Origin of the sequence: Cupriavidus sp. 30B13 (assembly GCF_049059565.2) — a bacterium.
Taxonomy (GTDB): Bacteria; Pseudomonadota; Gammaproteobacteria; order Burkholderiales; family Burkholderiaceae; genus Cupriavidus.
Genome location: NZ_CP188223.1, coordinates 3,325,449 through 3,346,038 on the forward strand (window position 1 = coordinate 3,325,449; position 20,590 = coordinate 3,346,038).

Sequence of the window (20,590 nt, forward strand, 5' to 3'; positions counted from 1 at the left end):
CCGCGGCCCGGCCCGCCGGCCCGCGCTCATCAAACGAAAAACCCGACAGGATCGTCGAAATAACCCCGGGATTTCGTCTCTGGCGCGTAACCCTGCTCAGCTTAAATTCGCCCACCCCCAACCTCATCACAGGTAGCGAGAGCATGCGAGCAGACCACCCGGCTTCTCAGGCGTCATCCCCCTTCCCTCTGCTGCGGGCGCGGCTCGCGCGGCGCCCTCGCGGCCGCATGCCGGTGCCGGAACGGGCAAGCGCGGGCCCGCAGCGGCAACGCGCGGCCGGGCTGGCCTGCTCGCTGGCCCTGGCCACGGCGCTGGCAGGCGCGCTCGGCGGTTGCGGCGGCGGTGGTGGCGGCAGTGGCAGCGCCGACGCGGCGCCGCCCGCGGCCGCGCCGCCCACGGCGCCTTCGGGCCCGGTGGCGAACCGCACGCTGCTGGTCGACCTCGACGGCGTGACCTACGGCGCGCTGCAGAGCGGCATCGCCGCGGGCGCGCTGCCCAATCTGGCGAAGCTGCAGATCCAGCTCGCCTACAGCGGCGGCATCGCCGGCACGCCGAGCCAGCAACCGAACCTCGACACCCCGGGATGGGCGACGCTGCTGACCGGCACGTGGGCGGCGCGCCACCAGGTGAACTCGGACGCGCCGAAGCAGGCCATGCACAGCAGCACGCTGTTCCAGGCGGCCAGGGCGGCGAGCACCGGCCTGAACGGCGCGGCGGTGGCATCGGCCGGGCTGGCCCAGCTGCTGTCCTCGGATCATGGCGCGGGCTACCTGGATACGCTGGCCGACTGCTCGCAGAACACCACCGTCGCCGACTGCGTGACGACCCAGGCGACGCAGATGATCGGCGGCAACTACGCCACGGTGGTGGCGCAGTACCACACCGCCAAGGACGCCGCGCTCGACTACGGGCTCGGCTCGTCCCAATACGCGGGAACGCTCGCGCAACTGGACAAGGCGGTCGGCAGTCTCGTCGCGGAAACGGCGAAGCACGCGGACAGCCGGTGGCTGGTGGTGGTGACCGGCAACCACGGCCTGAGCGCCGCCAGCCAGGACGACGGGCTGCCGCTGGTGCCAGAGTCGGCCACCTTCCTCGGCCTCAACCAGAGCGCCGGCAATGGCGCTCACGGCGTGGGCGTGGCGGTGCCGGCGGCACTGGGCGACCTGTACGCGTACGCCAGCATCGCCGACGTGGCGCCGACCCTGCTCGGATACCTGAACCTGCTGCCGGCCGCGAAGGACTATGCGATGGACGGCGGCAGGCTGACCGGCACGCAGCCGGTGTCGCAACTGGCCGCCACCGTGAGCGACAACAACTCGGCGAACGCGAGCGTGGTGCTCAACTGGGCGGCGCCGGCCAGCGGCGCGATCACGGTGCTGCGCGACGGCGAGGTGATCGCGTCGAACCTGCCGGCCGGGACGGCCACCTACACCGACAACCAGCTGTCGCAGATCCTGACGGCGAAGGGCACCTACCAACTGAGCTATACGGTGCAGGTCGGCGATGCGCAGGACATGGCGCTGCGGGCAACGCTCGCGCCGCCGGTGTCGTATGTCCCGCCGGTGCCGCTGGCCGCCACGCTGGCCAACGGGCTCGTCAGCTACTACCCGTTCAGCGCCTCGCTGCCGCCGGCCGACGCGCTCGGGCACAGCACGATGGGCCCCTACGCGAACGACCTGCCCGCCACCGCCGGGCTGGTCGTGCCGGGCCCCTTCACCGGCACCTACGGCCTGCTGGTGGACACCAACTTCGTGGACACCAACGGCTTCGAGGGCTACAAGATGACGCCGGCGACCGGCTTCGACATCGCCAAGGGCACGGCGCCGCAGTTCACGATCGGGTTCTGGTTCAAGGTGCCGTCGTGCATCGCCACCAACGACGTGCCCATCATTTCCAACAAGAACTACGTCAGCGGCGGCAACGCAGGCGTGGCGATCGGCCTGTTCTCCAGCAGCGGCAACCAGTGCGGCATCGCGTTCAACATCGGCTCCGGCGGCGGCGTGCGCGCCGACGGCCCGACCAGCCCGTACACCCAGGTCACCGTGAACCGGTGGATCTATATCGCGTTCTCGGTCGACGGCGTCGCCAAGACCATGAACATGTACGTGTTCGATCCGGTGACCGGCATCGCCAACAAGGTCGCCGCGGGCAAGTCGACGGGCACCGTGGATCTGTCGAAGCTGTCGCCGTTCTCGCAGTGGGGCATCGGCGAAGACGGCACCGGCACCTATCTGATGAACAAATGCAACGGCACGGTGACGCCGCCATACACCCCCGGCAAGTGCGCGACCGCGCCCACCTACCAGGAATGGTTCGGCGACCTGGCGATGTGGAACCGCGTCCTGACCGACGCCGAACTGCAGTCGATCTTCCTGTCGAACAAGCCGCTGTCCACGCTGCAAGCGAACTAAAGGGTACGCCGATGACATCGAAACTCTTCCCCGCGCCGCGCCGCGCCGGCGTCCGGCTGCGCATGCTGGCGGCGGCGGGCGCGGCCTGCGCCGCATGCCTGCTGGTCTCCGGCTGCGGCGGCGACGACGGCGCGCCGCCGGCCCCCGCCCAGGCAACCGTGCCGGGCAGCACCGCGGCGCTCGGCGCCGGCGGCGTGACCGGCGAGGTGCCGATCGTGGCGGCGCCCGCGCCCGGCCCGTGCGCGGCATCCGGCACGCCGGCGCTGCCGTCGCCGCTGCTGAACTCGCGGCTCGACTGTGCGCCCTGAGCGCGCGGCCACGGTCACGCACCCACCCCGACGACTTCCAGACACGGATCATCATGACCAGAATGAACCGCCGCCAGTTCCTGCGCACCGCCGCGGCCGGCGCCGCGCTCGGCGCCTTCCCGCCGGCCATCCAGCGCGCGCTGGCCATCCCGGCCAACAACGCGACCGGCACCATCAACGACGTGCAACACGTCATCATCTTCATGCAGGAGAACCGCTCGTTCGACCACTACTTCGGCACCATGCCGGGCGTGCGCGGCTATAGCGACCGCTTCACCATCCCGATGGCCTCGGGCAACCCGGTGTGGATCCAGCAAGGCGCGTCCGGCACCGTGCAGCCGTACTACCTCGACCCCAGCAAAGGCAACGGCCTGTACGTCGGCGGCGCCCACGACTGGTCCGACCAGCAGGCCGCGTGGGACGGCGGGCGCATGGCGGCGTGGCCCAAGGCCAAGAACATCAACGCCTCGATGGGCTACCTGCAGCAGGCCGACCTTCCGTTCCACTGGGCGCTGGCCAACGCGTTCACGATCTGCGACGCGTACCACACGTCGATCCATACCGGCACCTTCACCAACCGCATCTTCCTGTGGAGCGGGACGAACGGCGCGAACGTCGCCAACCAGGCCGTGGTGAGCAACGACAACTACGGGCCGCTAGGCCCGTCGGGCGCCGGCCTGACGTGGACCACCTATCCGGAACGCCTGCAGGCCGCCGGGGTGAGCTGGAAGGTCTACAACAACCCCAGCAACAACAGCAGCAACAACCAGCTCGCCGCCTTCGCCAGCTACCGCGCGACGAACGAGCGGCTGCAGGCCCAGGGCTCGCCGAGCGCGCCCTACTCGGCCGAGATGGAAGCGCTCTCGCCGCTCTACAAGGGCTACGGCAACACCATGCCGGACGGCGGCTACCTGCAGGCGCTCGCCGACGACATCGCCGCCGGCACGCTGGCCCAGGTCAGCTGGATCGTGGCGCCGGCCGCCTACAGCGAGCATCCGATCTCGTCGATCCCCAACCAGGGCGCCTGGTACATCCAGACACTGCTGGACATGCTCACCGCCAACCCCGAGGTGTGGAGCAAGACGGTGCTGTTCATCAACTACGACGAGAACGACTGCTTCTTCGACCACATGCCGCCGCCCGACCCGCCCTGGCGCAACGCGGACGGCACCTATGCCGGCAAGTCCACCGTCGACACCTCCAGCGAATACTTCACGATGCCCGCGCCGCCCGGAGACTCGACCCAGCGCACGCCCGACGGCAGGCCGTTCGGCCCCGGCGTGCGCCTGCCGATGCTGGTCGTCTCGCCGTGGAGCGCCGGCGGCTGGGTCAACTCGCAGGTGTTCGACCATACCTCGACGCTGCGCTTTCTCGAGCAGCGCTTCGGGATCGCGGAGCCCAACATCAGCCCGTGGCGGCGCACCGTGTTCGGCGACCTGACCTCGTGCTTCAACTTCAGCACGCCGAACAGCGCCAGGCCGGCGCTGGCCACGGCGCCCACCAAGGCCCAGGCCGACGCCGCCTACTCGCAGCAGGCCGCCGCGGGTGGCGTGCCGGTGCCGGCGGTCGGCTCCGTGCCGCTGCCCCGGCAGCCGCTCGCGGCGCGGCCGTCGCGCGCGCTGCCCTACCACCTGCACACCAGCGCCAACGTGGACCTGGCGCACGGCCAGGTGTGGCTGACCTTCGGCAACACCGGCACCCAGGGCGCGGTGTTCCACGTCTACGACGAGCTGAACCTGGCGGACTACCCGCGCCGCTACACCGTGGAAGCCGGCAAGGCGATCTCCGACGCATGGAACGCCCTCGCCGACAACGCCGGCAAATACCGCCTCTGGGTGCTCGGCCCGAACGGCTACCACCGCCAGTTCACCGGCGACATGGCGCAACTGGCAAGCGGCCCCAACCCGGAAGTGCGCGTCTGCTACGACCACGGCAACAACGCGGTCTACCTGACGATCATGAACACCGGCGACGCCCCCGCCACCGTGACGGCGACCGCCAATGCGTACCGCACCGACGGGCCGTGGACCTATACGGTGAATCCGGGCATGCAGGTCGAGCCGTACTGGACCCTCGACGCCTCCGGCAGCTGGTACGACTTCACGCTGGCCATGGGCACCAGCTTCGCGCGGCGCTTCGCCGGGCGGCTCGAGACCGGCAAGGACGGCGTCAGCGATCCCGCCATGGGCGTGGCGTGAGACGCCGGCAGGAAAGCGGCCCGGGCGGCGAACGCCCGGCGCCGCGCCGCCGCCCGGACGCCAGGCGCGCCGGTGACATGCAGCCATCACGATCGGCCCGCATGATGTCGCCTTTCAGAGCCGTGAAAGGGCCGGGAGAGGCTACCGTGACGTTCAACCAGATACGCGCGTTCATCGCCGTCGCACAGTATGGCGGCTTCGCGGCCGCGGCTCGCACGCTGGGGATCAGCCACAGTACCCTCAACTCCCAGGTCCAGATGCTCGAGCGGGAATACGGCGCCGAGCTGTTCCACCGGCGCGGCCGGCACGTCGAGCTGTCCGCGCTGGGCCTCGAACTGCTGCCGCTGGCCCGGCGGATGATGGCGCTCGAAGGCGACATGTCCGCGCTGCTCGACGACAGCGGCAAGCTGCGCCGCGGCCTGCTGCGCGTCGGCGCGGTCGGCCCGTTCCACGTCACCGAGATGATCGAGGCCTACCACGCCATCTATCCCGGCATCGGCTTGTCCGTCACGCTCGGCAACTCCGAGGTCGTGCTCGGCGACCTCGACAAATACGTGTGCGACGTCGGCGTGCTGGCCAGCCGGCTGCCCGACGAGCGCTACTACATGCAGCCCTACGCGCGCTATCCGGTGATCGCCTTCGTGCACGTCGACCACCCGTTCGCGCGCCGCGAATCGATCGCGCTGCAGGAGCTGGCCGGCAAGCCGCTGCTGATGCGCGAACCCGGCTCCACCACCCGCAAGGCCCTCGAGGACGCCCTGCTCGAACACGGCGTGACCGTGCAGGTAGCGATGGAAATCGGCAGCCGCGAAGCACTGCGCGAAGCCGTCGCCCGCGGGCTCGGCGTGGGCACCGTCTCCCAGTCCGAATACGTGCCCGACCCAAGGCTGCGCCCCGTGCGCATCGCGGGCGACGTGGTGTCGACGCATATCCACGTATGCTGCCTGCGCGAGCGGCGCGAAAGCCGGCTGATTTCGTCTTTCTTCGAGGCGGTCGAGCGTTGCATCGGACGCGCAGAGGGGCGGACGGTTCGCAGTCCTGAAGGGGCATCCCGCCCGGATGCCTAGTGCATTTCACCACCGCGATCGCGAAATATCCCCATCGAGAATCCGACGCTTCTGACGCCTGCACGGGTGGATCGCCAGCATCATGCCGTGGCACCGCATTGCACGGAGATCCGCCATGGCCCGCCAGTCCGACCTGCGCTTCACCTTCGCCGTCGTCGGCGGCGTCGACTTCGAGGTCATCGCGTTCGATCTCGACGAGGCCCTCTCCGAGACCTTCCGCCTCGACGTGCAGTTGGCCCATGCCGATCCCGGCCTCGACTTCGCCGCCATCCTCGACCGGCCCGCCCTGCTCACCCTCTGGCGCGGCGACGAACCCGTGCGCCATGTCCATGGCCTGGTCAGCGGCTTCGAGCAGGGCGACACCGGCTTTCGGCGCACACGCTACCGCGCCGTCGTCGAGCCCGCCCTCGCCCGCCTGCGCCTGTCCTCCAACTGGCGCATCTTCCAGACCCTCTCCGTGCCCGAGATCCTCCGGCGCGTGCTCGACGACCACGGCCTGGCCGCCCGCTACGAGCAGATCGTCACCGCCGGGCACCTGCCCCGCGAGTACTGCGTGCAGGCCGGCGACACCGACCTGTATTTCCTCGAGCGCATTGCCCGCGAGGAAGGCTTCTACTTTGCCTTCCGCCATGACGCCGACGGCCACCGCCTGATCCACAGCGACCGCCTGTTCGTGCAGGGCCGCATCGCCGGCGGGCCCGTGCTCTACAACCCCAACCCCGGCGGCGACCAGCCCGAGCCCGCCCTGCGCCGCTTCACCTACTCCGAGAACGTGCGCACCGCACGCCTCACCCAGCGCGACTACACCTTCACCCATCCCCAGTACGACCAGGAACACGCCCCGCTCGGCGCCGACCTGGAGCACCAGAAGACGCATTACGCGCACTACGCCTACCCGGGGCGCTACAAGCGCGACGAAGCCGGCAAGCCCTTCACCGAGGCGCGCCTGCGCGGCTACCGCCGCGACGCCCGCCTCGCCCGCGTCGGGGGCGACGACCCGCGCCTGGTGCCCGGCCTGTCCTTCGAGCTCACCGGCCACCCACGCCAGGATATGAACCGCGGCTGGCGCCCCGTGCGCCTGCGCCACCACGGCGTGCAGCACACCAGCCAGGCCGAGGAGAGCGCCGGCAGCGAACAAGGCACTCACTACAGCTACACCGCCGAGCTGGTTCCCGACCGCACCGAGTGGCGCGCCGAGCCGCTGCCCAGGCCGTGCATCGAAGGGCCGCAATCGGCCACCGTGACCGGACCGGCCGGCGAAGAGATCTACTGCGACGAATGGGGCCGGGTCAAAGTGCAGTTCCCGTGGGACCGCCAGGGCAGGCACGACGAGCACAGCTCCTGCTGGATCCGGGTGGCGCAGAACTGGGCCGGCGCCACCTGGGGCCACATGGCCATCCCGCGCATCGGCCAGGAGGTCATCGTCGACTTCTGGAGCGGCGACCCGGACCAGCCGGTCATCACCGGCCGCACGTACCGATCGAACCAGTTGCCGCCGTACGCGCTGCCACACCACAAGACCCGCATGACCATCAAGAGCCAGACCCACAAGGGCGAGGGCTACAACGAACTGCGCTTCGAGGACGAGAAGGACCAGGAGGAAATCTTCGTCCACGCGCAGAAGGACCAGAACATCCACGTCAACCATCACGAAACCACCTTCGTCGGGCATGACCGCAGCGAGCAGGTGCAGCACGACGAGACCGTCGCCATCGGGCACGACCGCAAGGAGACCGTGGGCAAGGACGAGCAGGTAACCGTCGGCCAGGACCGCCGGCATGACGTCGGCCAGGACGATTTCCAGACCGTCGGGCGCAACCACACGATCCGGACCGGCAAGGATCGTACGGAAGAGGTGGGCAACAATCGCCGCGACAAGACCGTTGCCCACCACTGGGTGGAGATCGGTGGGCATGCCGAGACGACCGTGCAGGGCCACCACAAGCTGCAGGCCGGGCAGAGCATCGAGCGCAAGACCGCGCGCTACGAACTGCAGGCCGGCCAGGTGGCCCGCCTGTGCGGGCCTGGCGGCACCATCACGCTGGACGACAGCGGCATCACCGTGGACGGCATCGCGATCTATCTCAAGGGACCGTTGAACCGACAGGCCGGAGGCGGGGGCAACACCACCGCCATCGACGGTACGCCCGCCGCCGGCGAACCCATTTGTATCAGTTGCTGGCTCAAGGCCGCCGTCCAGCGCAAAGCCCTGATGAAGGTGGAAGCATGATCGCCCGCCAGCTCCTGCAGGCATTCAGCGAGGACCTGCACTATAACGCCGGCGCACGGCCGTGTTACCTGATGGCCTTGATCGACATGGCGATGCTGACCCAAGCGCAACGCGAACAAGTGACCGCGCGCTTCGAGGGATTGCTGCACCCTCTGCTGCTCGACCCGGACTATGCCACGCTGCAACCCTTGGGCGCGATGCTGGCGGGCACGGACGAAAGCAGCCCGGCCGGCTTCGACACCCTCATCGCCAAGGCCAGCGGCTATGGTACCGACGTGATCCAGGCCTGGGTGACCAGCCTGTGGCCTCCCGACATGCTGGCCCGCCACTTCAGCCACGCCACTTTCGCGCAAGGCGGCGATGGCGAACGCTACCTGCTGCGCTATTACGATCCCCTGGTCTTGCCGGTCCTGCACCGCACGGCCAGCCCGGCCTGGGTGAGCTGGTTCTTCGCTCCCATCCTGTCCTGGTGGTTTGCCGGCGCCACGACGGAACACCCGCGCTGGAGCCGCATCCGCGGCGGCGCGCGCCTGCCGCAGCCCTCGCCGCCGGCGCTGACATTGACCGACGCCCTGTGGGAAGCCCTGGTTTCCGACCCGCTGCCGCATCAGTTGCTGCACACGCTGGAACAGGAAGCTCCGGCCGTCTTCGCCAGCGACTGCCGCGGCGTGCGCCTGGCGCAGATAGAAGCCCAGCTCGACGCCGCCCGCCAGCATGGACTGAGCCGCCACGACGACCTGACCACCTACGTCCTGGTGGGGTTGTCGATACCCGCTGCGCGCCTGGCCGCCGATCGCGACTGGCAGGATGCCGTGAAACGTGCCCTCACCGATCAACTTCCGCTGAGCCAGTCGCTGGCAGCTCTGCAGCACCGGGCAGACCCAAAGAGGCCGCAATCATGACCACGAACTCGCCTGCCACGCTTCTGCCCCAGGCACTTCGCGTTGCCCAGAAAACACGCAGGGACGAAGCGCCCGGTCCTTGTGTCGAGTGCAAGACGGAGGTAGCCATCCTGCCGCTGCGCTATGCGGTCCTCGCCCACGGCGACCTGAAGGCCTTGGACAAACTGGCGCCACAGCTATCGTCCAATCTCGGCAAGAACTTTCCGGCATTCGACAAACTCAATGTCCGGTACGCCGTGCGCAGCCTGCGAGAGGGATATCTCTATGCCTTCGTCAAGCGCCTGGGCAGGGAATGGTCCTGCGAGAGCGCCTGGCATGCCGTGCCTGCCGGTGTATTCCATCCGGTCTGGCCGTATGCGCCCCACCAGCCGATCTCCGAGACCCAAGGCATTCAACTGCGGAGTGGCTGGACCATTTGCTTCAAGGCGCCGGAGGATGTCGAAGAGCTGCGCCTGCTGTTTACCCCGGATCCGCTCACCAAGCGCATGGTGGATGACGTGCGCGACAATACCGCCTTGCGCGACAAGCTGCAGCAATTCGACATTCGGGAAATTGCCAAGACCTGCTCGTTTGCCGCCGACGTGCTCGACCCGTCCGCGATCGACGGCACCCTGTCGGATGCCATTGCCGGCACCGACAAGGCTCTCGCGCCGGTGCTCGCCGGCCAGCTCTACTCCAGCCCGGATTACGAATACCACGCGCAATGGGTAGCCTCGGAACTCAAGGAAACCGACCGCCGCGCACGCGGTTGCGCCGTGGTACTGCACGACCCCATCGGCATCACCCAGCAGCTCAACGCATGGCGAAACGAGGCGGCGGAACAACTCAAAGACTACCTCGGCCGCAAGAACCGGAAAGGCATCAGCAATGAACGCATGATCCTGGTAGCCCAGGCGTTCGACGACGTCAGGCAGCTGTTCGAAGAAAAATCGGCCGCCATCGCAGCGCAACACTACATCGATATCGAGCGCGCCAAGCTCCAGGACCCAGGCGCCGCCGCGACCCGCGGCTGGGTGCTCGGCAAGGAGCAGGACGCCCGCTGGAAACGGGCCGCAGAGCAACACATGAAGGACTACGAGGCGACCATCCGCGCGCGGGTGCAGACGAAGCTCGACAGCGGCGAATACCGCAATCGATTCGAAACCAGCTACGTCAATCCGCCGGACCCGCAGGCCGCCCTGCAGGTCCAGGCCATGAAAGCCAACCTGGCCAACTTCGAGAAGCAATGCAAGGCGCTGGAAGAATTGGCCGAGGGCCGCTCCAACGATCACCATAAATGGCTGCAGAGCGAGCAGTTGCTCTCGGCCCTGGATGTCTACGACAACAAGGACCACGCCAACGGCTGGCACTTCTCCGGCCAGACGGGCTTGTGCGTCCTGGGCGCGGAGGGTTGCAAGGCCACCGCCGATATCATCCAGAAGTGGTGGGAGGGCAGCGCCACCGACCGCGCCAATCTTGCCATGCGAGGCTTCGCGCTGAACCAGAAGGACATGCTCGCGGAGATGGCGCGCATGAAGGAGGCGGCCAAAGCCGCCCCGCTGCCCGTCACCGGGGCCGATATCTACGACTACACAGGCAAAAGCCTGGAGCGGGCCAAGACTCTGGGAGACATGTTCGACAAGGCCAACGGGCTGTACGAGGAAATGGAAAAGGCCGGCAATGCCAGGCTCGCCGGCGGCGCACCCGCCTGGTACACCAGCCTGGGGCGTCAGACATTGCGCCGCGCGCCCAAGGGTATGGAGTGGTTCGTCCACGGCTTCAGCCGCTCCTTGCTGGCCGCTGGCATCGGCAGGCAAGCCGTCAAACTGCGGCTCAAAGAGCTGCAGGCGATCGGGCGCAGCGCCGACCCCAAGTTCTTGCGCGCGCAGGTCAAGCGCAATGTGAACTTCGCCTTCGCCACCGAACTGGTCGATGCCCGCTCCAGTGAATTCTACAAAGTGCGCGCCAGTGGCTGGCTATTACTGTTCGAGGCCGCCCTGCTCAGCCATAAATGGCTCAAAGGCACCCAGGACGAAAAGGAAAAAACGGAGTTGAGCGCAGCCGCCATAACAACCTTCGCGGCAAGTCTGGAAGTGTTGGCCTGCGGCACCGAGGTGGTGCTACGCCAGTATGCCGCTGGCAGTACAACGAGCGTGGGAGCTGCGGTCTTTCTTGGTGGACTCAAGTTGTGGGGAGCGGCGCTGGCTACGACAGTTGGCATCTATCTCGTCAGGTACGACTGGTCGGATGCAAACGAGGCTCGAAACCATGGAAATAGTTGGCTAAGTATTGCATATCTCATCCGTTTTTCAGTAACAGTTTCCATGATTGCAAGCCAGGCCAGCATTGCATTTGCGGCGGCGGGGCCAATGCTCAAATTGTCAGTCGAGCGCGCAGTTTATTCTCGTTCGTCCACCTTGTTTAGCGCTCTTTCCAGATCCGCTGCATTCCTCGGCAAAGAAACTTTCGCCCTATTAATGCAACGCATCCTGTTTCGTGGCACCGGGGTCGTACTGGTCGTTAGTGCATTCATCGCTATTTTCGATGATGACGCCCTGCAAAAATGGTGCAAACGTACTATGTATCGCGGACCCAAGTTCGATCGGGAAAAGCCGTATAAGGATACGAAAGAAGAACTCGCCGGTCTGTACGGCGGACTGCACGAGGTGTTCTAATGTACTACGTAGAGTGGATGGCATGGTTGCTCAACATCAAGTCTGACCAATGGTTTGAGGAGAACATGGGAGAGGCCGAAGACTCAAAGAAATCACTGATGGAACCCGTGTACGCAGAATCCGTGACCGAAGACAAGGCGCGTCAGGCGGCGAAACGGTTCGCATATGCTGAAACGCGAGGGCCGGTCTATGCTTGCAACGACACTTATCTGGAAATGCGGTGCGGTGGCATGGAGGATAAGCGCGGGTTGGTAACTTTTATCTCGGGGGCTTTTGTTCTTCTCTTGTTCGGCATGTGGGTTGACTTTGCCTTGCCCATCTATTTGGCCTTGATCAGAGGCAATGAACCCGTATTTGGCAGGCCTTTGGATATTGGCGATATTTTCTATGCCGTGTTCGTAACATTAATTTCAGGTACACCTCTCTGGTTCTATTTCAAATACGCCTTCCGATTCACGCGCCTGGAAGCGCTGACCTCCCGCCACTTGCTCATTCGTTTCAACCGTATCACGCGCCAGGTCTATCTACATCGTCCTCCTAGCTGTGGCGGGATTGTGGTCGTGCCCTGGGAGGGCGTCAGCACGGAGGAAATCGCCGGGCAGCGTCTCCTTGTTGGCTGGTTTCCTGGCGACACGCCGTTGCCCTTTCCCGTCATGGCCTTCGTCGGCAAGCAAAGCAGCAGCGCGGACGACCTCAAGGCGGAGTGGGAATTCATCCGCCGCTACATGAACGAGGGCGGCCTGCAGGCCATTCCGAAGCCGCGCATCAGTTCGCAGTTGCCATTGCCGTGGCAAGCCTTCATCGCGCAATTCGAGGCATCAGGTCCCTTCCTGCACAATGGCGGCCCTCTCATCTGGTTGGGCTGCCTGATGATTTCGCCGGCCTTCGTCATCGTTGGCCTGTCGCACTGGGCATCGCTGCTGTTGTGCTGGCGACCGCGCTGGCCCAAGGTCCTCCGCGAGGCCGGCCTGCCGGGCAAGCCCGTACCCGCCTTGTCCACCGCCGATGACTACCCGCCCGGCGTCCGCGAGCAGCTGTTGGCCAACGAACACCGCTGGGCCGTGCGTCCTGGCAGGCGGCCCGAGCGGAAAGGCAGCGCCCGCGGCACGGATCGTTCCATCCGCGGGCAGCCTTGATTGCCGCCGTCGGCAGTCCATCTTCTTCCGCCGGCATCGTGTGATCAGCTGACGCGGCGCGAAATGAATCCGCGCAGATGCGCCAAGCAGTTTTCGTCGTCAAGTGCGCGGCTTCAGCCAAATCGCCATCCGCATCAAGCAGGCCCAATATTGCCCAGGCCGTCGCCGGCCCGCAGCAAGGCACCAGCCCTACGAGGAATCGGGCGCGGGATGCGCTACATGAGCGGCTGTAGCGGCCATGGCGCCTCCGTGAAACTGGCCTGGCCTCTCCACGACAACCACTATTTACCGTCGCACCGCCCCGATGCTAGCCTGCCCCGGCCCCTTCCCTCCACCAAGGAGACCGCATGCCCACCTTCACCACCTTGCGCATCGACCAGGACCCGCAATTCCCCCGCATCGCCCGCCTGCTGCTGAACCGCCCCGAGCGCCTGAACGCGATCACCGACGACACGCCGCGCGAGATCCGCGCGGCGGTGGAGTGGGCGCAGGCCAACGACGAGGTGCATGTCATCGTGGTGGAAGGCGCGGGCAAGGGTTTCTGCGGCGGCTATGACCTGGCCGACACGGCGCAGCAGTCCATCGAGCATCCGTGCCAGCAGGAGCAGTACCCGTGGGATCCGATGGTGGACTACGCGTACATGAAGCGGAACACCGAGGATTTCATGAGCTTGTGGCGCTGCAGCAAGCCGACCATCGCCAAGGTGCATGGCTATGCGGCGGCGGGCGGCAGCGACATTGCGCTGAGCTGCGACCTGCTGGTGATGGCGGAGGACGCGCGCATCGGCTACATGCCTACGCGCGTGTGGGGTTGCCCGACCACGGCGATGTGGACGTTCCGGCTGGGGCCCACGCGCGCCAAGCAGATGATGTTCACCGGCGACACCATCGACGGGCAACAGGCGCTGGCGTGGGGACTGGCCAACGAGATCGCGCCGACGGCCGGACTCGATGCGGCGGCGATGCGGCTGGCGCAGCGCATCGCGGGCGTGCCGCGCGCGCACTTGGCGATGCACAAGATGGTGGTGAACCAGGTGATGCTGACCATGGGGCTGGAGCAGACGCAGATGATGGCGACGGTGTTCGACGGCATCACGCGGCACAACCCGGAGGGGCTGTGGTTCCGCCGCTATGCGCAGGCGGAGGGCTTCAAGGCGGCGGTGCAGTGGCGCGACAGCGGCAAGCCGATTCCGGAAGGGGACGAGGCGCGCGCGCTGATCCGGGAGATGGAGGCGAAGGCGCGGCAGCCGGAATGAGCGATGCCGCCGGCCCTGCGCCGGCGACGCCGCGCAGGCGCCTCACATTCCCCGGAACAGATCGGCGTAGAGCCGGCTGACGCCCAGCTTGTCGGCGCAGCCGCGCAGGCTCAGCGTGAGCTTGCCGGCATCGTCGCGCGTGGCGGTGGCGATGGCGTCGGCGCGCACGATGGTGCCGCGGTGGACCTGCCAGAATACCTGCGGATCCAGCCGCGCCTGCAGCTCGCGCAGCGGCAGGCGGATCCAGTGCTGGCCGCCGGCGGTGACCACGCGCACGTATTTGTCGTCGGCTTCGAAGTAGATCACTTCGGCCACCGGCACCATGGTGATGGTGCTGCCGGCGCTGGCCTGGATCACCTTGAGCGGCTCGGCGGCGGGCGCGGGCTGCAGCGGCGTGCCGGCGCCGAGCAGCGCGCGCAGCTGGGCCAGCGTGGCGTCGAACGCGGGCGCCTGCGCGCGGTGCGCGAGCGCGGCTTGCAGGCGGGTGCAGGCCTTGGCCAGGCGCTCGGGCTGCACGGGCTTGAGGATGTAGTCGGCGGCGGCCTGCTCGAAGGCGTGCAGCGCGTAGCTGTCGAAGGCGGTGACGAACACCAGCAGCGGGAACGGCTTGCCATCCGCGGGCCAGTCTTCGGCCAGCGCCTGCGCGGCCTCCAGGCCGGACATGCCGGGCATGCGGATATCGAGGAACAGCAGGTCCGGCTGCAGCCTGAGCGCCTGCGCTACGGCGGCGGCGCCGTCGCCCACGGTCGCCACGATGCGCAGGGCCGGCCACAGGCGGGCAAGTTCGGCCTGCAGGTCGGCGGCGAGCAGGGCTTCGTCTTCGGCGATGAGGGCGGTGGCTTGCATGGAGCGTGCGGGGGGCGGGTTCAGGGAAGCGGCAGGCGCACGGTGGCAAGCGTGCCGCCGGCGCCGTCGGCGGCATTGTCGAGCGCGAAGCTGGCGCGGTTGCCGTAGAGCTGGGCCAGGCGCTCGCGCACTTGCGCGGTGCCAAAGCACGATGCGCCGGGCGCCGGCGCGAGCGGCATCACGCGCAGCCCGATGCCGGTGTCGCGCACGGTGAGCACCAGCGCGTTGCCGTCCCGGCGCGCGGCGAGGCGGATTTCGCCGCCGTCCAGCTTGGGCTCGAGGCCGTGCTTGATGGCGTTTTCCACCAGCGGCTGGAGCAGCAGCGGCGGCACCGGCAGGCCGGCGAGCCCGGGCGGCAGGTCCAGCGCGGTGCGCAGGCGCGGGCCCATGCGTACCTGCATCAGGCCGAGGTAGTCCGCGATGCGCGCGAACTCCGACGACAGCGGGTGCGGGCCGGAACGCGACGCCTCCAGCGTGGCGCGCAGGAAGGCGATCAACTGGTTGAGCATGAGCTGGGCGCGTTGCGGGTCCTGGCCGATCAGCACGCGCAGGTTGCCCAGCGTGTTGAACAGCATGTGCGGCTCGAGCTGGGATTCCAGCAGGCGCAGCTGGTTCTCGGCCGCGCTGCGCATGGCGGCCTGCTCGCGCGCGGCCATCGCGGCCAGGCGCCCGCGCGTGTAGAAGACATAGCTGATGCCCAGCGACAGCACCGCCACCACGATCGTGCTGACCATCAGCGCGCGCGGATTGCGCACCAGCTCGGCGGGGCTGCCGCCGGTGCCGGTAAGCCAGGCGGCCAGCGCGCTGCCGGCGAAGTAGCCCAGGATGCCCGACACCAGCACCCACGGGAACATCAGCCGCCAGCCTGGCCAGGGGCGCCCGCCCGGTGCCGGCGCGTGTTGCCTGAAGCCCAGGCGCAGCAGGCCCTGGCGGCCGGCCTGGATCAGTGCCTGGATCATGGCGGTGATGCAGGCCGAATAGACCAGGTTGATGCCGAACGGCTCGCGGTACAGCGCGCTGAAGAACAGCGCGACGCCCAACGCCACCGGCACGCCGATGCGCAGTTCGCGCAGGAGCCAGTGCGTGGAACGGTCGGTGGCAGCTTGCATGGAGACGGTAGTGTGAATGCGCAAGGCGCGGCGGGCTCAGCCGAGGGCACCGGCCGGCGCCGCCTGCCTGGCCGCGCGCCACATCGCCAGCCCGCGTGCAAGGAAGATACCGCTAACCGCGCCGCAAGCAAAGCCGGCCGCGAGCGCGGCGCGCGGGTCCGCCAGCCACGCGGCGTGCATGGCCTGGCCGGCGCCCAGGCTGAAGCGCACGGCGAACATGCCAAGGATGAGCGCCAGCGGCATCCAGCTGCCGGGCACCAGCAGGCAGCGCCCGGCCGCGGACCAGCGGATGCCGGCCCAGGCGCCGGCCATGTTGCACAGCACCAGCGCGAGCGCGGCGCCCACGGCCCAGGCGCCCAGCGCGCCTGGCTGGCCCGGGAAATAGCCGGGCACGCCGGACAGCGACAACAAGGCCATCGCGCCCGGCAGCGCGGCACCGCGCAGCAGCGTCATCCGGCGCGGCACGGCCTGGGCACGGCCCACTGCGATCAGCGCGGCCAGCAGAAACCAGACCCAGGCGGGGGTGTGCTGGAGGAGGTCTGCGTTCATGGCGTGCTCCGTCAGGTGGTTGGGGATGCGGCATGGTGACGGCCCCGGCCGGCACGCGGGAGCGGCCCGCGACGAAATGCAGGTGCGGTTCGCCAGATGCAGCCCGGCGGGCGCGAACCGCGGCGGGCTCGGGAACGAAGCCGCCGTTTTTTCCGGCACGGCAGCGTTCGCCAGCGTCGGCCCTCTCCCCACCCCTCTCTCCCGCGAGCAGGGCGAGTGGAGCAAACCCGCGTCCCCGGCCGCGTGAGCGCCCCCCAAAACCAGGCGCTACGTCCGCCGGACCTTGGCCGCGGCAACGGCCTGCGCGGGACGCCGCGCAACGCGGCGCCGGGCCGGTGCCGGCAAAGCGGGCGCCGCAGGCCCGCCAACCTCCGCCGCCGCGCGGAACACTTCCAGGATGCGCGCCAGGTCGCGCTGTTCGCCCGCTTCGAGCGGCACGGCGGTGGCGATGGCTTCGATGGTCCGCGCCGTCGCGCGGATCTCGTCGGCGGGCGCGCCCTCGAGCAGCGCCGGCAAGGCGCCGATGGCCGCGTCCGGCGCGATCCTGAGCAGGCTCGCCTGCCGGCGCACCATCCGCTTGAACGCCGCGAGGCCGGCCGCATCGTGCAGGCCGTGCCCGGCCGTGCCGTGCGATGCGTCGCGCGCCGCGTGCAGCGAGCGCGCCAGGTTGAAGCGGCGCTCGTCGGCCTCGCCCTGCGAATGGAGGATGTACAGCATGGCGCGCATGCCGGCTTCCTGCAGCCCGCCCTTGTCGATTTCGCCGCGCAGGGCCTCCAGTTCCGCGGCGACCAGGGCGCGGTGCTCGGGCGTGGTGCCGGGATGCTGGCGCGCGCTGTCGCCGGCGCCGTGGTTCAGGCCGGCCAGCGCCTGTATCCACGGATTGCCGTAGATGGCTTCGAAGGTCTTCTCGCAGGCGTCGTCGCGGACGTCGCGCCACTGGTCGAGCGCGGTCTCGATGATGCCGGACCACGCGTTCTGCATCCGCAGGAACGGGTTGTCCGCCGGCACCGGCTGGCGCGCCTCGCGTTCCTCGCGCACCTGCCCGGCCAGGCCCGCCACGCTGCGCGCGAGCGGATTGCGGTCGGACCATAGCTGGTAGGACACGCGCAGCGGCTGCAGCGCCTGCGCCCACCACGCCGATTGCGGCGTCACCCAGCCGCGCACCCACGGCTGCACCGCGCTGCGGTACAGGCCCAGGTTCACCTCCGACACGCGCGCGGCGGTGGCGAAGCGCCAGTCGCTCTCGGCATCGGGCTGCACGATCTTGCGCACGTCTTCGATGCCGCGCCTGGCGATGGAGAGCAGGTACGGGCCCTCGACCAGCGCGCCGCCCGGCGTGTCGGCGGTCTTGTCGCTGATCTGCGCCTGGTAGATGCCGGCGGGCAGCACGTCGATCACGTCGATATTGCTGACGAACTCGCGGTGCTCCTTGCGGCCGGTGCTGCCCGAGACGAAGATGCCGAGGTGGCCGATGCTGTCGTGCGTGGCGTAGACGATGGTCTGGTCGTGGCCGAGCACGTCGTCGTCGTCGCGGTACATGTCGGTGATCCAGCCCAGCGCCTGCGGCGGCGGCGTGATGTTGTCGCCGTAGGAGCAGAACACCACGATGGGCGAGCGGATGTGGCGCAGGTCCAGGCGCGTGCCGTCCGAGGTGATCAGCGACGCCGTGGTGAGCTTGTTGCCGACGAAGAGGTTGTCGACGATGTACTGCATTTCCACCGCGTTGAGGAAGACGTGGCCGCCCCAGTATTTCTCGAAGCCGAGGTAGCGCGGCGCCTCGGTATCGACGTTGGCGTAGAGCTGGTACGACTTGCCCCACAGCGTGTTGGCCGGGTTGAGGTTCTCGAAGTTCTGCACCAGCCAGGCGCCGTCGAAGCGGCCGTTGCCGAGGTCGCCGGTCAGCGCGGTGAGCCAGCTGCCGCCCAGCAGCCCGCCAGAGTAGCGCATGGGGTTCTTGCCGCGCCAGCCGGCCCAGTAGGACAGCGGCGCGCCGGCCAGGATGATGGGGCCGAACAGGTCCGGGCGCATGGCGGCGGTCATCATCACCTGCCAGCCGGCCTGGCAGTTGCCGATCACGGCCGGCTTGCCGGCGCTGTCCGGATGCAGCGCGATGACCTTCTCCAGGAAGGCGGCCTCGGCCAGCATCACGTCTTCCACGGTCTGGCCCGGCACCGGGTCCGGCAGGAAGCCGACGAAGTAGCACGGATGGCCGGCGCGCAGCGCGGCGCCGATCTCGCTGTCGCGCTTGAAGCCGCCGATGCCCGGGCCGTGCCCGGCGCGCGGGTCCACCACCACGAACGGGCGCTTGCCGGGCACGGCCGGCGCGTCCTCCGGCGCGGCGATGCGCACCAGCCCGTAGTTGACCGGGCGCGGCAGGTTGCGGCCGTCCATGACCAGCTCGGCGGCGAAATCCAGCACGTTGGGCACGGCCTCGGCCAGGTGGGCCAGGTACTGGTTGCCGCGCTGGCGCATGACGTCGGCGTACAGCACGCCGCGCTGCCAGGTGTCGGTGGCGTAGGCTGCCGCCGCGGCCCAGTCGAAACCGGGATAGCGCAATGCGGGGGACTGGCTGGCGTATTCCTTGGATGACATGGCGGTCTTGCTCCTGAAGGTCGACGCGCCGGGGGCGAGCGCGAGTGGAGTGGGTGCGGCGGAAGTGGCGAAGCGGCCAATGTGGCGGAGGTGGCCAATGTGGCCGATGTGGCCCATACCGCGCTCAAGCCATCTGGCTGATGGTCTTGCGGAACCGCCGCAGCGAAATCACGAACAGTATGGCCCCGATGGCCAGCAGCGCCAGGAACTGCGGCCACACCACGCCCGGCCCCGCGCCGCGGAACAGGATGGCCTGGCTGAGTTCGACGAAATGCGTGGTGGGCGCGGCCAGCATCACGTTCTGCACCAGCACCGGCATGCTCTCGCGCGGCGTGTTGCCGCCCGAGAGCATTTGCAGCGGCAGCAGCACCAGGATCAGCAGCATGCCGAACTGCGGCATGCTGCGCGCCAGCGTGGCCAGGAAGATGCCCATCGCGGTGGTGGCGAACAGGTGCAGCGCGGCGCCGGTGAGGAACAGCGCCACCGAGCCGCCGATCGGCACGTGCAGCGCGCCGTGCACGATCAGCAGCAGCGACGCCGCCGCCGCGGCCAGCACCACCAGCCCCATCGACCACACCTTGGCCAGCATGATCTGCGCGGGCGTGACCGGCATCACCAGCAGGTGCTCGATGGTGCCGTGCTCGCGCTCGCGGATCAGCGCGGCGCCGGTGAGGATGATCGACAGCATGGTGATGTTGTTGACCACCTGCATCAGCGCGCCGAACCAGGCCTGCGTCAGCGTGGGGTTGAAGCGCACGCGCACGGCCAGGTCCACCGGCAGCACCGCCGTGTCGCGGTAGCGCTGCAGGAACTCGCGCACCTCGCCGGAGACGATCTGCTGCACATAGCCGTTGCCGGTGAACGCCTGGCTCATGCGGGTGGCATCCACGTTGAGCTGCACCACGGCCGGGCGCCCGCCCAGCAGGTCGCGCTGGAAGTTGGGCGGGATATTGAGCGCGAAGGTGTAGTCGCCCGCATCCATGCCGGCGTCCTCGGCCGACGAGGTGATCATGCGCGGCTGGGTGAACTGCGGCGGGAAGAACGCCGAGGCAATGCGCGCCGACAGCGGCGAGTTGTCTTCGTCGACGATGGCGATGGGCGCCAGGTGCAGCGTGTCCGGCTGCGCGGTGGCGGCGGAATAGACCGAGGCGGTGAAGGTGTAGACGATCAGCACCAGCATCATCGGGTCGCGCGCCAGGCTCCACAATTCCTTGCAGCCGAGCCGGTAGACGTTGACCAGCAGGCGCAGCCACCGCTGCCCGCGCATGGCGGCCGGCGCGGGTGCCGGCGCCGCAGCGGGGATGGCGGCGGCGGGCGCGGTGCCGGTGTCGG

The 20,590-nt window shown here is 68.5% G+C and carries 14 protein-coding genes; 9 read left to right on the forward strand and 5 right to left on the reverse strand.

Features of this window, described 5'->3' with window-relative positions; translation table 11 throughout:
* Positions 1-227: 227 nt before the first annotated feature.
* From ACKI2N_RS15310 to ACKI2N_RS15350, 9 genes are all read left to right on the forward strand, one after another.
* Entirely contained in the window at positions 228-2,411 is a 2,184-nt protein-coding gene (locus ACKI2N_RS15310) for an alkaline phosphatase family protein (protein ID WP_420993690.1), read from the forward strand.
* An 11-nt stretch (positions 2,412-2,422) separates the two neighbouring features.
* Positions 2,423-2,719 carry a hypothetical protein gene (locus tag ACKI2N_RS15315; RefSeq protein WP_420993689.1) on the forward strand — a complete coding sequence of 99 codons (297 nt, stop codon included), beginning with the start codon at positions 2,423-2,425 and terminating at the stop codon, positions 2,717-2,719.
* A gap of 62 nt (positions 2,720-2,781) precedes the next feature.
* Positions 2,782-4,917, forward strand: coding sequence for a phosphocholine-specific phospholipase C (locus ACKI2N_RS15320; protein WP_420993727.1), 2,136 nt, complete (start codon positions 2,782-2,784; stop codon positions 4,915-4,917).
* A 146-nt stretch (positions 4,918-5,063) separates the two neighbouring features.
* A complete protein-coding gene (locus tag ACKI2N_RS15325) occupies positions 5,064-5,984 on the forward strand; it encodes a LysR substrate-binding domain-containing protein (protein ID WP_420993688.1) in 921 nt (306 codons plus the stop codon).
* A 115-nt stretch (positions 5,985-6,099) separates the two neighbouring features.
* Positions 6,100-8,214: a type VI secretion system Vgr family protein gene (locus ACKI2N_RS15330; protein ID WP_420993687.1), complete on the forward strand. Its 2,115-nt coding sequence runs from the start codon at positions 6,100-6,102 to the stop codon at positions 8,212-8,214.
* Positions 8,211-9,116, forward strand: coding sequence for a DUF4123 domain-containing protein (locus tag ACKI2N_RS15335; RefSeq protein WP_420993686.1), 906 nt, complete (start codon positions 8,211-8,213; stop codon positions 9,114-9,116). The genes ACKI2N_RS15330 and ACKI2N_RS15335 overlap by 4 nt, the downstream gene beginning before the upstream one ends.
* Complete coding sequence (locus ACKI2N_RS15340; protein WP_420993685.1) at positions 9,113-11,770, forward strand: T6SS effector BTH_I2691 family protein; 2,658 nt, start codon at positions 9,113-9,115, stop codon at positions 11,768-11,770. The genes ACKI2N_RS15335 and ACKI2N_RS15340 overlap by 4 nt, the downstream gene beginning before the upstream one ends.
* Positions 11,770-12,906, forward strand: a complete 1,137-nt coding sequence (locus tag ACKI2N_RS15345; RefSeq protein ID WP_420993684.1) for a hypothetical protein — start codon at positions 11,770-11,772, stop codon at positions 12,904-12,906. The genes ACKI2N_RS15340 and ACKI2N_RS15345 overlap by 1 nt, the downstream gene beginning before the upstream one ends.
* A 347-nt stretch (positions 12,907-13,253) precedes the next feature.
* Positions 13,254-14,162: a crotonase/enoyl-CoA hydratase family protein gene (locus ACKI2N_RS15350; RefSeq protein WP_420993683.1), complete on the forward strand. Its 909-nt coding sequence runs from the start codon at positions 13,254-13,256 to the stop codon at positions 14,160-14,162.
* 42 nt (positions 14,163-14,204) lie between these two features.
* On the opposite strand, the gene ACKI2N_RS15355 is transcribed toward ACKI2N_RS15350, so the two are convergent.
* From ACKI2N_RS15355 to ACKI2N_RS15375, 5 genes are all read right to left on the reverse strand, one after another.
* Positions 14,205-15,008: a LytR/AlgR family response regulator transcription factor gene (locus ACKI2N_RS15355; protein WP_420993682.1), complete on the reverse strand. Its 804-nt coding sequence runs from the start codon at positions 15,006-15,008 to the stop codon at positions 14,205-14,207.
* Positions 15,009-15,028: 20 nt separating this feature from the next.
* Positions 15,029-16,117 carry a sensor histidine kinase gene (locus tag ACKI2N_RS15360; protein ID WP_420993681.1) on the reverse strand — a complete coding sequence of 363 codons (1,089 nt, stop codon included), beginning with the start codon at positions 16,115-16,117 and terminating at the stop codon, positions 15,029-15,031.
* Between the two features lie 36 nt (positions 16,118-16,153).
* Positions 16,154-16,666, reverse strand: a complete 513-nt coding sequence (locus ACKI2N_RS15365; protein ID WP_420993680.1) for a DUF6622 family protein — start codon at positions 16,664-16,666, stop codon at positions 16,154-16,156.
* 267 nt (positions 16,667-16,933) lie between these two features.
* Entirely contained in the window at positions 16,934-19,258 is a 2,325-nt protein-coding gene (locus ACKI2N_RS15370) for a DUF3141 domain-containing protein (RefSeq protein ID WP_420993679.1), read from the reverse strand.
* Positions 19,259-19,382: 124 nt separating this feature from the next.
* Positions 19,383-20,507 carry an ABC transporter permease gene (locus tag ACKI2N_RS15375; RefSeq protein ID WP_420993726.1) on the reverse strand — a complete coding sequence of 375 codons (1,125 nt, stop codon included), beginning with the start codon at positions 20,505-20,507 and terminating at the stop codon, positions 19,383-19,385.
* Between the last annotated feature and the right edge of the window lie 83 nt (positions 20,508-20,590).

Excerpts from the sequence above, each read along its gene's own strand:
- ACKI2N_RS15350 (WP_420993683.1), top strand. The coding sequence starts at position 13,254 with ATGCCCACCTTCACCACCTTGCGCATCGACCAGGACCCGCAATTCCCC.
- ACKI2N_RS15360 (WP_420993681.1), bottom strand. The coding sequence starts at position 16,117 with ATGCAAGCTGCCACCGACCGTTCCACGCACTGGCTCCTGCGCGAACTG.
- ACKI2N_RS15320 (WP_420993727.1), top strand. The coding sequence starts at position 2,782 with ATGAACCGCCGCCAGTTCCTGCGCACCGCCGCGGCCGGCGCCGCGCTC.
- ACKI2N_RS15310 (WP_420993690.1), top strand. The coding sequence starts at position 228 with ATGCCGGTGCCGGAACGGGCAAGCGCGGGCCCGCAGCGGCAACGCGCG.
- ACKI2N_RS15370 (WP_420993679.1), bottom strand. The coding sequence starts at position 19,258 with ATGTCATCCAAGGAATACGCCAGCCAGTCCCCCGCATTGCGCTATCCC.
- ACKI2N_RS15340 (WP_420993685.1), top strand. The coding sequence starts at position 9,113 with ATGACCACGAACTCGCCTGCCACGCTTCTGCCCCAGGCACTTCGCGTT.
- ACKI2N_RS15315 (WP_420993689.1), top strand. The coding sequence starts at position 2,423 with ATGACATCGAAACTCTTCCCCGCGCCGCGCCGCGCCGGCGTCCGGCTG.
- ACKI2N_RS15355 (WP_420993682.1), bottom strand. The coding sequence starts at position 15,008 with ATGCAAGCCACCGCCCTCATCGCCGAAGACGAAGCCCTGCTCGCCGCC.
- ACKI2N_RS15345 (WP_420993684.1), top strand. The coding sequence starts at position 11,770 with ATGTACTACGTAGAGTGGATGGCATGGTTGCTCAACATCAAGTCTGAC.
- ACKI2N_RS15335 (WP_420993686.1), top strand. The coding sequence starts at position 8,211 with ATGATCGCCCGCCAGCTCCTGCAGGCATTCAGCGAGGACCTGCACTAT.
- ACKI2N_RS15330 (WP_420993687.1), top strand. The coding sequence starts at position 6,100 with ATGGCCCGCCAGTCCGACCTGCGCTTCACCTTCGCCGTCGTCGGCGGC.
- ACKI2N_RS15365 (WP_420993680.1), bottom strand. The coding sequence starts at position 16,666 with ATGAACGCAGACCTCCTCCAGCACACCCCCGCCTGGGTCTGGTTTCTG.